Source organism: Nocardioides sp. NPDC127514 (genome assembly GCF_040302125.1).
Classification (GTDB): domain Bacteria; phylum Actinomycetota; class Actinomycetes; order Propionibacteriales; family Nocardioidaceae; genus Nocardioides.
The window spans coordinates 119,871-131,652 of sequence record NZ_JBEORF010000006.1 but is presented as its reverse complement, the minus strand read 5'-3'; the positions used below and the strand labels follow the sequence as shown (position 1 = coordinate 131,652).

Annotated in this window: 10 protein-coding genes; 3 read left to right on the top strand and 7 right to left on the bottom strand. The window is 67.4% G+C overall.

From position 1 onward, the window contains the following. Positions 1–50: 50 nt before the first annotated feature. The 3 genes from ABTX24_RS06695 to ABTX24_RS06685 form a co-directional block, all read right to left on the bottom strand. Positions 51–1,535, bottom strand: a complete 1,485-nt coding sequence (locus ABTX24_RS06695; RefSeq protein WP_350838309.1) for a glycoside hydrolase family protein — start codon at positions 1,533–1,535, stop codon at positions 51–53. A gap of 366 nt (positions 1,536–1,901) precedes the next feature. Next, positions 1,902–2,642: an SDR family NAD(P)-dependent oxidoreductase gene (locus ABTX24_RS06690; RefSeq protein WP_350838307.1), complete on the bottom strand. Its 741-nt coding sequence runs from the start codon at positions 2,640–2,642 to the stop codon at positions 1,902–1,904. Continuing rightward, on the bottom strand, positions 2,639–4,312 hold the full coding sequence (locus ABTX24_RS06685) for a (2,3-dihydroxybenzoyl)adenylate synthase (RefSeq protein WP_350838305.1): 1,674 nt from the start codon (positions 4,310–4,312) through the stop codon (positions 2,639–2,641). Before ABTX24_RS06685 ends, ABTX24_RS06690 begins: the two co-directional genes overlap by 4 nt. Positions 4,313–4,464: 152 nt before the next feature. On the opposite strand from ABTX24_RS06685, the gene ABTX24_RS06680 reads away from it, so the two are divergent. After that, a complete protein-coding gene (locus ABTX24_RS06680; protein WP_350838303.1) occupies positions 4,465–6,009 on the top strand; it encodes an FAD-dependent monooxygenase in 1,545 nt (514 codons plus the stop codon). Between the two features lie 149 nt (positions 6,010–6,158). Here the strand turns inward: ABTX24_RS06680 and ABTX24_RS06675 are convergent, their stop codons facing one another. From ABTX24_RS06675 to ABTX24_RS06660, 4 genes are read right to left on the bottom strand one after another with little or no spacing between them, the layout of a single operon-like run. Continuing rightward, a complete protein-coding gene (locus ABTX24_RS06675; protein ID WP_350838301.1) occupies positions 6,159–7,409 on the bottom strand; it encodes an alpha/beta hydrolase in 1,251 nt (416 codons plus the stop codon). Beyond that, a complete protein-coding gene (locus tag ABTX24_RS06670; RefSeq protein WP_160024922.1) occupies positions 7,406–7,654 on the bottom strand; it encodes a hypothetical protein in 249 nt (82 codons plus the stop codon). Before ABTX24_RS06670 ends, ABTX24_RS06675 begins: the two co-directional genes overlap by 4 nt. Next, positions 7,651–8,337 carry a VOC family protein gene (locus tag ABTX24_RS06665; protein ID WP_160024921.1) on the bottom strand — a complete coding sequence of 229 codons (687 nt, stop codon included), beginning with the start codon at positions 8,335–8,337 and terminating at the stop codon, positions 7,651–7,653. Before ABTX24_RS06665 ends, ABTX24_RS06670 begins: the two co-directional genes overlap by 4 nt. Positions 8,338–8,365: 28 nt before the next feature. Beyond that, positions 8,366–9,121: a maleate cis-trans isomerase family protein gene (locus ABTX24_RS06660; protein WP_160029092.1), complete on the bottom strand. Its 756-nt coding sequence runs from the start codon at positions 9,119–9,121 to the stop codon at positions 8,366–8,368. A 156-nt stretch (positions 9,122–9,277) separates the two neighbouring features. Here ABTX24_RS06660 and ABTX24_RS06655 point away from each other — a divergent pair, with 156 nt between their 5' ends. Both ABTX24_RS06655 and ABTX24_RS06650 read left to right on the top strand, forming a co-directional pair. Further along, complete coding sequence (locus ABTX24_RS06655; protein ID WP_160024920.1) at positions 9,278–10,627, top strand: MFS transporter; 1,350 nt, start codon at positions 9,278–9,280, stop codon at positions 10,625–10,627. Beyond that, positions 10,620–11,759 (top strand): acetyl-CoA C-acyltransferase, encoded by a 1,140-nt coding sequence (locus ABTX24_RS06650; RefSeq protein ID WP_350838298.1) that lies wholly within the window; start codon positions 10,620–10,622, stop codon positions 11,757–11,759. Before ABTX24_RS06655 ends, ABTX24_RS06650 begins: the two co-directional genes overlap by 8 nt. The last annotated feature ends 23 nt before the right edge of the window (positions 11,760–11,782 follow it).

Below are 11,782 nucleotides of genomic sequence, written 5' to 3'. Positions count from 1 at the left end.
CGTTGACTAGGTCGGAAGGGGTCGGATGGGTCGGGCGGATGAAGAGGGGATCAGGTGGCGGCCGCGACCAGATCGTGGTCCTGGGAACCGGGCTCGTCGCCCGGCTCGGCGCGAGTGAAGACGGAGAAGGCGTCGATCGTGACCGTGCCCTCGCCGACGAAGACGCCCAGACGGCCCGTCGGGCGGTCGTAGATCCGCGTGCTCAGTACGGTCGCGTTGTCGACGGTCGCCACGCAGATGTCACCGTCGACGATGACCTCGAGCTCGTGCACTCCGGGCTCGAGGTGGCAGGGACGCTCCAGCTCGATCGCGAACGGTACGTCGCCCGAGATCTGCCACTGCTCGGTGCCGGTGCTCCGGCGGGGCCAGCGGTCGAAGACGAGGCGGCCGCGCTTCGGTTCGAGACGAAGAACGTAGGCCTCGTCACCGTCGGCGCTCGCACGCAGCAGTACGCCGCACTCGGTCGTGCCGTCCGAGATGCCGAACCTGACGACCGACCGGAACGCACTCGGTGCATCGGCCGAGGTCAGCACTTCGGCACGGCTGCTCGGTGCGTCCAGGTGCGTTCCTGCGGCGATCCCGGCGCCGTCGGCGATCTCGGTGTCCAACGTGTCGCGCAACCCGTCGGTCGGATGGAACGCGAGGGTGCCGTCCGGCCGCTGGTCGGCCTCGAGCACCGCCATCGTCCCTGCCCACTGCCAGGCGCCGTCGTCGCGGGTGCCCTCTCGCGAGGCGATCCAGCCGAAGAAGAAGCGGCGGCCGTCGCGGCCGGCCGACTTGGCGGCGTAGAACGCGCGTCCGTCGAGCGTGTCGTGCTCCGGCACGATCCATGGGCCGTGCTGGCTGCGTGACATGCGGTAGCGCGTGGTGAAGGCGTCACTGAACTCGGAGTAGACGAGATACCACCACTCGCCCCACTGGAAGACCTCGGGACATTCCATCGCGACGTACCGCTGGGGGTCCCAGAACGGCTCCGCGGGCTCCCAGCGAACCAGATCGCTCGAGACGCACTGCGCGATCACGCCACGCCGCCGGACCGGTCCCTCCGCAAGGCGTGCAGTGATCAGCATCCGCCACAGCTGCGCCTCCTCGTCCCAGAAGACGAAGGGGTCGCGCCAGTCGCCGGTCTCGTAGCCGTCCGTGGCGCCGAACGTGTCTTGGGGATGCCGCTGCCAGGTGCGCATGCCGTCGTTGCTCGTTGCATGCATGACCAGCTGCAGCGGTCGGCCGTCCGTGCCCGTCTTGGCCGGGTTCTGGCCGGTGTAGAAGGCGTGATGAGTGCCATCGGCCTCCAGCACGATGGAGCCGGTGTAGACGTTGAAGTCGTCAGCCGAGATCCCACCCGATCCGATGGCCTGACCGAGCTCCTGGAAACCGGCGAGGTCCTCCGTCACCACCCGGTGCCACGGCATTCCCTCGGCCGGAGTCCGACGAGTCTCGCGCAGGTAGAAGAGGTGGAAGATTCCGTCCTCCTGCCACGGGATGACATCGCCCACCCATGCACCCTGCGGTCGGTAGAAGCCCTGCTGGCTCATGACACCTCATTCGTTGGTTAACCGGTTACGCAGGAACCATAGATGTGACACGGGTCACTGGTCAAGCGGTTAACCAGGTTGTCTCAACTCGAGGTGGTGGGACCGAGCTCGCCGACGCGATTCCTGTCCCGAATTCATGTCCCGACGGTCTCAGTGGCTCGTGTGACCAGGATTGAGGTCTCTCGCGGTCGGAAACGTATGGCGCGGGTCACGGTCTGAGTCGTGAGCGGTGGAGGTCGGCCTGACGCCTTCAGGTCAGTCGCGTGCGCCGCGTTCGGCCTTGGTGCATGCCATGTGGATGAGGTGCACACCGTGGGACGTCCTGAACGTCACCTGGATCTGCGGTTGCGACCTGGCGAGAGCGAATCAACCCAACGCGCGCCAGTCCACCAGTTCGTGCATGCCCGCACCCGCTGTCACGAGTGGCAGGACTGGCACGAAGCAGCGAGACGTCTGGCCCAGCAGGAAGCGAACAGCTGCTGCAACGTCTTCGGCTGGGATCATCCGATCGCGGGTGTGTTCCGGGGCCCAGCTGGTGCCGGGGGTGTCGACGAGTCCGGGTGTCAGCGCGGTGACATGGATGCCGTCGGGGCTGAGCTCCGCGTGGAGGGAGCGGGACAGAGCAACCAGGGCTGCCTTGGTGGCGGAGTAGACCGATGCGTACGGGGGCGTCTCGGTCGCCGTCATCGAGCTGACGTTGATGATCCAGCTCGCGCCGTTGCTCCTGGCGGCGTCGCTCAGTTGAGGTAGAGCTTCCTGGATCAGTCTCACGGCGCTGCGGAGGTTCAGGGTGAGCTCCAGGTCGAGTTCCTTGGAGGTCTTCTGCTGGATCGGGCCGATGAGGCCGGCGCCGGCGTTGTTGACGAGGAGGTCGAGTCGAGCGTGACGGCGTACGTGTTCGGCGACCACATCCCTGGCAAGGTCGTGCGCCAGGTTGGCGGCCACGACGTGGACCCGATCGGAGCCAAGCTTGGCAGCGGCGCTCAGCAGCTTCTCGCGGTCGCGGCCTACCAGGGTCACTGACCAGCCCTGGTCGACGAGCATGGCAGCGATGGCCAACCCGATGCCGGCTGAGCCCCCTGTCACCAGTGCTGCTGGGGTGCTCATGCGAGGGAGCGCCGCTCGTCCTCGACCCGAGCCACGATCTGTGCGTGCAGGCGCTTCTTGTCGATCTTGCCGACCGCGGTCTTCGGCATCTCCTCGATCCACTCAAGCCGCTCAGGCCACTTGAACTTGGCAACCCCGAGGCTGTCGAGGTGATGTCGGACGTCGGACATGGAGAGCGGCTCTCCGCGTCCGACGAGATAGGCACAGGACCGCTCCCCGAGCCTCTCGTCGGGCATGGCTACCACAGCAGCGCCGATGATGTCGGGGTGGCGCAGCAGCAGGACCTCGACCTCTTCAGCATTGATCTTCTCGCCGCCGCGATTGATGACGTCCTTGAGTCGCCCCTCGACCGAGAGAAATCGTTCGGTCCCGTAAGTCTGCACCGCGACCAGGTCTCCGGTCCGATAGAGCCCGGTCGAGGTGAACGCGCCGAGATTGTGCTCGGCGGCATCGAAGTATCCGCGCAGTGTGTAAGGCCCCGAGCAGCAGAGCTCTCCCACCTCTCCATCGGCAACCTCATCCTCGGATCCTGGGGCCAGGACCACGAACGTGTCTGCAGGAGAGAGTCCGGAGCCGACTGTCGTGAGGCGGGCCTCTCGGGGTGCGTCGAGCGGGGTGACCGCGAAGAACCCCTCGCCCATTCCGAACAGCTGACCGCTCCAGATGCCGAGTCCTTCGAGACGCTCGAAGATCGGAAGGGGCACCTTTGCACCTGAGAGCACCACCGTCCGAAGGGTCGGTGCGAGCCTGTCGAACTCGGGGGAGCGGATGGCGTTGTAGTGGCCGTGGCCGAGGAGCACGTCTGTGACCTGGGAAGCCGCGAGGAGTGGTAGAGCCTCGGAGAGGTCGGGGGTGGCGAGGATGAGCGCGCCCCCGACGCTGTGGGGGCCGTGCAGTCCGCAGACGATCCCGGCGTTGTGGATCAGCGGGATCAGGTGACCGTTGCGGGTGCTCTCGTCCCAGTCCCACGCAGCGGCGTAGGCGCGTGCGTTGTACCAGTACTCGGCGTGCAGGCGCGGGATGACCTTCGGGACCCCGGTGGTTCCTCCCGACAGTTGGAACACCGCGACTTCGTCAGGATCGATGCCCGCCTGAATGGAGTCGACGATCTTGCGGGCGGTGGCGGCATCCAGGTGCTGACCTAGATCCTCGATCCGAGTTCCAGCCCCGTCGGCGCCTGCCGCGATCGTGAGGAGATGACGTAGCCGGGCATGTTCGGCCTGCTGCTCCTCGGCGAAGGCGACGAGGTCGAAGCCGCGGGTTCCCGACTCGACCAGGTGCGCGACGGCCCCGGTGCGCTCGGCGATGGTTCCGATCTCGTGCGCGCGGTGCACGGCCAGCGTGCACACTGGGATCAGACCGGCCTTGAGGACCGCGTACCAGGCGACGACTGTCAACAGTCGGTTGGTGACCTGGAACAGGACGCGATCTCCGGGTTCGAGGCCGAGGTCGACGAGTCCGGCGGCCACGCGGTCGGACCGCTCGTCGAGCTCGGCATAGGAGAGCCGACCCTCCGAGGTGATCACCGCGTCGCGCTCGGCGTATCTCTCGGCGACCGCGCGAAACTCGGCCGCGATCGGGAGAGTCCCCCAGAGACCCTCGGCGCGGTACGTCGACACGAGCTCCTGCGGGAACGGGACGACTCGTCCCGCCCAGTCGATGCTGCCCATCCTGTGCCCCTCGGCATCTCGCCGCGACGGCCCGGTGACCGTCGACATCAGTCTGCACCGTAGACCGGAATCGACGGGCGCGTCAAGTTATTGACGTAGCTGTAAAACAAGCATATCGTGGAGACACTTGTCGTCGGCCGAAAGGCATCACCGTGGAACTGCGTTCCGTCGCCGTCCTGGGCGGAGGACCAGGCGGCCTGTACGTCGCTCGCCTCCTCAAGCTGCGCCATCCCCACTGCGCCGTGGACCTGTACGAGCAGAGCCCACCGCACCAGACCTTCGGCTTCGGTGTCGGTCTCGCGACCCGAACCCAGCGCAACCTCGAGGCCGCTGACCCGGAGAGTCTGGCCGCGATCGTCGAGCGGTCGTTTCAGCACGAGATGGCGATGGAGGTCCGCGGACAGCGTGCGCTGCTACCGGTCGACAACCTCATCGCCATCGGTCGCTCCACCCTGCTGGACGTCCTCCGTCAGCATGCCGAGGATGCCGGCGTTCGGTTGCATTACGGCGAGCGGGTCTCGGCAGCGGAGATCGACGCCGAGCTGATCATCGCGGCGGACGGGGTTAGCAGCGCGACCCGGGAAGGGGCCGAAGACGCATTCGGTGTCACCGTCGAGACTCATGATTCCCTCTATCTGTGGTGCGGAACCGACTTCGCTCTCCCGAGCGCCGTGTTCCTGCCCGTCGAGACCGAGCACGGCACCTTCGTGGCTCACGGATACCCCTACGCGCCGGACCGCAGCACCTTCCTCGTCGAGACGGACGAGGAGACCTGGCGCCGAGCCGGCTTCGACCTGACGACGGTTCGTACCCCGTTCGACCAGACCGACGAGGAGTCGCTGGCCTACCTCAGCGCCGCGTTCCAGGACGAGCTGCAGGGTCACCCCCTCATCGGAAACCGGACCCGCTGGCTTCAGTTCCGCACCGTCCAGTGCGCCCGATGGCACCACCACAACGTCGTACTGCTGGGAGATGCGGCACATACGGCGCACTACTCGATCGGCTCCGGGACGAAGCTCGCCATGGAAGACGGCATCGCACTCGACGCCGCCCTGGCGGCCGCGCCGGACCTGCCGTCGGCACTCGTCCGCTACGAGACCGAGCGCCGGCCCGCGGTCGAGCATCTCCAGGAGACCGCTCGGCGCAGCATGCGCTGGTGGGACACGTTCCCCGATCGGCTCGACGTCCCTGTCGACCAGCTGCTCATCGCCTATATGACGCGTGCCGGGAAGGTGAGCGTCGACCGCTTCGCCGCCCTCGCCGGCGATGTCGTACGTCGCGGGCTGAGCCACTACGCCGGGTGTGCGGTCTCCGACGTGCCCGACGACGACCGAACCCCGTGGATCCTGTCGCGGCCCCTGGTTCGAGACGACCGGACATGGTCATCACGGTCGATTTCCCTCGAGGAGCTGGGCAGCCATCACGAGCTCGTTGTCGATGTACGCGACCCTTGGGGTCCGGAAGGGGACGCCCTGGTGAAGCACCTGGCCACCGATATCGACCACTCCGCGCGCAGTGTCCTCCTTCGATCCGGGGACGACCTCGGATCGACGCTCACGATGTTCGATCTGGGCGAACGACTGCGCCGGGAGACCGGCGCGGTGGTTGCGGCGCGGATCGACGAGCGCTGGATCGAGCATGCCGTCGCCGGGCTGGCCAGTGGCCGCATCGACCTGGTGGTCCGCACAACATCGTGATGTGCCGCTCGTCTGCACGGGGCCCGATCTCCTTCGCGGAGATCGGGTCCCGTGTCGTCCGGATTGATCCTCACCGAAGACGGACGGCAGACAGATCGAAACCGCCGGCCCACGGAAAACTCCCGTGGGCCGGCGGCTGCGTTCGGCAATCAGAACCGCTGGCGGAGCCAGTCCTCGATACGCGTCGCCGCCAGCGACGTGCCGGTCGGCGCGCCGGGACGGATCGGCCCACCGAAGTGGGTGCCCTGCACAGCATCAACGGTCAGGTCGCTCGCAGCCAGCGCATTGCTCATTGCCGCGATGTCCGATGGGAAGGAGGCCTGATCGCCGGTGAACTCCAGAAGGAGGGTGGGGACGGTGACCCCCGGAGCACAGCGGACGAAGTCGGCGTGGGTGGTGTTGGCCGACCACGTCGAGAGCCAGGCATCAGCCGTGCTGAGCCGGCCGAAGCCGACGAGGCCGTAGTTGGTCAGGTCCGGGCGTCGCCCGAACAGGGAGCCGTACGGCCGTTCGTTGGGGTCGAGGGTGAGGTCCACGTTTCGCAGGTCTGCGTCTGTCCGGTAGACCGTGATCAAACGAGGGGCAAGCGCACGCCGCCGGTCAGCGGCAACGCCACCGTCCCTGAAAGCACTGTTTGCTGCTACGGAGGCGGCAACGTGGGCACGTGCAATCTCGTCGATCCGTTGCAGCCGCCGCTGCTGCGCCTTCCGGTAGCGCTGGACGAAGTCGGCGGCGTAGTTGGTCGGCTCCGGGGCCGCCCGGTACCCGTTACGGGGGTCGAACGGATCGAGCTCCGGGTCGACCGACAGCGGGTCGGACTCGTCGACGACGGAGGGGTCGATGACGCGCCGGAGCAGGGCCCCCTGGCCCGGATGCGGCGCCAGGAAGACCACGCCGTCCGGTAGCGGCATGTCGGCGCTGCGCAGTGCAACCGGGCGTCCCGATGGGGCCGTGGCGAGTCGCTGCGCCGGATCGAGACGGGCCTGTTGACAGTAGAAGGCAGCGAGTGTGCCTCCGCCCGAGTGGCCCAGAGACACCACGCCGAGGCCCCGCGACCGCAGGAACGAGTGCCCGGCTGCGAAGTCGAGGATCGCCTGCTCGTGGATGAGGGTGAGGTCGTTGTTGGGCGACCGCGAACCCTGGGTCCACACCGCGTATCCCGAGCGGAGGAGGTACGGCACGAGCGAGTGGTGGGTGACGTCCTGCCGCGGGTGCATGATCGTCACGACGGTCTGCGCGCCTGCAGGCACCCGCAGCAGGCCGGTGACCTTGGCGTCATCAGCCGTGACGAGCTCATGGACCGAGGTCGCCGCTCCGTCGGGCGCGTCGATCGTGTCGACGTAGCGGCCGGAGCCGAGCCGCGTGGCCGTGCCTGCGTGATCCGCTCGGGGGCCGGTCATCGACGCTCCATCCGGAGCGCGTCCTTGTCCCACTGGGTGATGCGGCAGCCCTCGAGGCCGGCGACGCAGCTGTACCAGACGGCGTGCCGTGCGCCGGTTGCCCGGCGATCGATCACGACGGGGTCCTCGGACGCGATGACGAAGTACGGACCGAGCTTGTCGACCTCCACCCCGGGCACCTTCTCGGCTACGGCGGCGATCGCGGTGTTCTCGGGAACATCGAGCACGAAGAGGCGGTGGGTCATCGCGCCACCGGCCCTTCCGGTCCGGCGACCTGGTCTGGGCGTACGTCCTCGACGAACGCCTTCTGATGCTCCTGCCATGCCTCGGCGCGCTCGACGATCAGCTCCGCTTTGCGTACGAGCAGGTCGTCCATGCCGGCGCCGGGACGCTGGGCGATGTCGACGAGGGCGTCGATGGTCAGGTTGGCGTCAAGGTCCTCCTGCGGGGTGACCGGGCGCAGTGCACGGGTGATCTCGACCATGTAGCCGTTGGGGTCATGGGTGTAGATCGACTCGATCGTCTCGTGCTGGATCTGCATCTCGACGGGCCACTGGCTCGCATCGAGCCGCTTGCGGTACTCCAGCAGGTGGTCCTCGCTGTCGACGTGGATCGCGAGGTGGCGCGAGCGGACGAACCACTCCGGCGTCCCTTCTCCGAACTGGGCGTACACGTCGCCTTTCGTCACCTCGGGCGCAGGCAGGCCGAAGTAGTAGAAGAAGGCGATTCGGTCATCGTTGCCGATGTCGAAGAAGAAGTGGATGAAGTCCGGGTGGTCATCAGGGCCCCAGCCGGCGGCACAGATCGAGTGCACGACCGGGAAACCCAAGGTGTCCCGGTAGAAGCGCACCGTGCCGACGGGGTCGAAGGTGGGGAAGGCGGCGTGGTCGACGCCACGGACCAGGTGCTGGTCGGAGAGCGAGCTCATCGGATTCCTTTCGCCGTTGGTCGTGGGTTCAGGTGGTGGGCTGCAAGTTGTCGGTGCGCAGCAGGGAACCGGCGCCGGGGATGTCCACCGACAGTCCGGCAGCCCGCAGGATGCTGAAGGCGCCAGCCGTCGCGGCGGACAGCACCGGCACGCCCAGCTCTTGCTCGGCCACCTCGACGAGGGGGAGCGACGGCATCTGGACACAGGCGGAGATGACGAGTGCGTCGACCTCAGTCAGATCGAGGCTCCGGGCCGCCTCCAAGACCCGATCACCGGGGATGCAGCCGACCTCGCGGTTGTCCTCGACCTCGAGCGCACGCCAATCGGACACTTCGAAGCCTTCGGCCTCGAGGTAGGCCACGACCTTCTCCGCCAGCGGCTTCATGTAAGGGGTGACCAGCGCGATGCGCCGCGCCGACAGCGCTTGGAGCCCTTCGACCAAGGCCCCTGCGCTCGAGCGCACGCGCGCATCGGCACCGCCGGTCGCGAGCTGCTCGGCCACGAGACCCTCGACCCGCTGGTGCTCTCCCGGCCCGACAGACATCAGGGCGACCAGGCAGGCATAGAGAATGACGTCGGGAGAAGCGTCACCCAGCTCGAGGATGCAACGCTCGCGCTGCGCGTTCATCGCGGCGAGCTGCTCGGGGGAGACCTTCGCCATCCGCATGCGGCTGGCGTGGAACGAGAAGCTCGCCAGCGGGTGGCGGTTCAGGATGGCCGGCATTTCCGTCTCGACCGTCACGTTGGAGCTCGGGACGACCAAGCCGATTCGTACGTGGTTCATGGGGGTCCTTTCGTCTCCGTCCATCTTTCAACGCATGTGACGAAAAGTCAACGCAAGCGTCAATTCGTCGTGATCTGGGCTCTTGACGCGCGAGTCAAACTATTGACGAAGATGTCGAGTCGATCTACGGTCTGCGTCGACACCAAGGAGTTCGACATGCAGACACCTACGACCGCGACTGGAGCCGGGCTCAACGTTCGGCGAACCCCCAGGGCCGTTCTCGCGCTGAGTTTCGCTGCGCTTGCCCTCGAGGGCTACGACCTGATCATGTACGGCACGGTGGTTCCGAGCCTGCTGAGCTATCAGGCCTGGGATCTCACCCCTGAACGAGCTGGCTTCCTCGGATCTCTCGCCGTCTTCGGCATGCTGGTGGGTGCTCTGGGATCGGGGGCCCTGACGGACAGGATCGGACGCCGCAGGACCATGGTCCTGAGCGTGACCGTGTTCTCTGTCGCGATGGGGTTGTGTGCCGTCGCCGGAAGCCCTGGCCAGTTCGGGTTCTTCCGGTTCGTCGTCGGCCTCGGAGCCGGCGGACTCATGCCAACTGTCGTCGCGCTCATCGTCGAGTACTCGCCGAGACACCGGCGAAGCTTCAATACGGCCGTCGCCTTCGCCGGCGTCGGTATCGGCGGCGTCTTCGCGGGCCTGCTCGCCATCGTCCTCGTCCCCGCCTACGGCTTCCGGGTGATGTTCGCCGTCGGGTTGGTGCCGCTGATCATCGTGCTGCCTCTCCTGCTTCGCCACCTTCCTGAATCGGTTGAGTACCTTCGGGCTCGGGGCCGCGCCGGTGAGGCTCGTGCGGTGATCGAGCGCCATGGCCTCGACGTCGACATCGAGGGCATCGACGCCTCGGCTGCCCCCGTGGCCGCTGGGGATGCGACCGGACGACGGGCGCAGGTGCGCACCATCTTCGGCAAGGAACTGCTGGCGACCACGCTGCTCTTCTGGGTGGCGACGTTCCTGTGTCTCCTGGTGCTGTTCGGCGCGAACGCGTGGCTGCCGGCGCTCATGGTGAAGGCGGGCTACGGCCTGGGTTCGGCGCTGTCCTTTCTCCTCGTGCTCAACCTCGGTGCCGTCTTCGGAACCCTGGCCGCCTCGCCCCTGGCCGATCGACTCGGCTCGAAGCCGGTTGTCGCCGCGGCGTTCCTCGCTGCCGCGGGGTCGCTCTCCCTGCTCGCACTGCATCCGCCGACCGCTGTCGTCTATCTCCTTGTCGCTGTGGCGGGAGTGGGCACCACCGGAACCCAGATCTTGATCAACACCTATGTCGGAAGCTCGTATCCGACCGACAGCCGGGCGACGGCGCTCGGCCTGTCCCTGGGGGCTGGCCGCCTGGGCGGGGTCCTGGGACCCATCTATGGCGGCTATCTGCTGGCGACCGGACTACCCGCCTCCGGCCAGTTCTACGCGTACGCGGCGCCTGCGCTCGTCGGCTGCCTGGTCATTCTCGCCATCCCCGGCGCCAAGCGCACCAGCCCGGCCTCGGGGACTGGTACCCATGCGTGAGGCTGTCATCGTCGGCACCGCGCGGACGCCGATCGGAAAGGCATACCGGGGCGCGCTGAGCGGAGTCTCTGCGCCGGGGATGGCGGCGCACGCCATCGCCGCCGCCCTTGGCCGCACGTCGGTCGAGGGCGGTGAGGTGGAGGACGTCGTCCTGGGTTGCGCCATGCAGGAAGGTACGTCCAGCTACAACGTCGCCCGGCAGGCCGCCCTTCGAGCGGGACTTCCGACCAGCGTTCCAGGGATGAGCCTGGACCGGCAGTGCGCCTCGGGCATGATGGCGATCGCGACCGCTGCGAAGCAGATCGTCGTCGACGGCATGCAGGTGACGGTCGGAGGCGGCGTCGAGTCGATCTCGTTGGTGCAGAACGAACACCGCAACACCTACCGCGCACGGGACGCCTGGCTCGCGGAGCGAGGGCATGCGATCTACGTGAGCATGCTGGAGACGGCCGAGACGGTCGCGGACCGCTACCGCATCACGCGGGAGAGGCAGGACCATTATGCCCTCGAGTCACAGCGGCGTACGGCCGCGGCGCAGGCTGCAGGTCTGTTCGACGACGAGATCGTCCCGTTCCGCATCGAGGCCGATGAGGGCAACCGCCCGTCGACGACGATCGAGGGCCTCCGCGGCCTGCCGACCGTACTCCCTGACCGTCCAGGGCATGCCGCGACGATCACCGCAGGGAATGCGTCGCAACTGTCGGACGGGGCTGCTGCGGTCGTCCTCATGGAGGGTGGCGAGGCCGCTCGGCGCGGCATCGAACCACTGGGGGTCTACCGTGGGATGGCAGTGGCCGGATGCGAGCCGGACGAGATGGGGATCGGTCCGATCTTCGCGATCCCGCGACTGCTGCGCCAACACGGCCTGAGCATCGATGACATCGACCTGTGGGAGCTCAACGAGGCCTTCGCCTCCCAGGCGGTCTACTGCCGGGACCGCCTCGGAATCGACCCTGACAGATACAACGTCAACGGGGGAGCCATCGCCATCGGGCACCCGTACGGCATGAGCGGTGCCCGCATGGTCGGCCATGCGCTCCTGGAGGGGCGACGCCGTGAAGCGCGGTACGTCGTCGTCAGCATGTGTGTCGGCGGCGGCATGGGTGCAGCCGGACTCTTCGAGCTGCGATGACGCGCCACTCTGCTTGACATGAC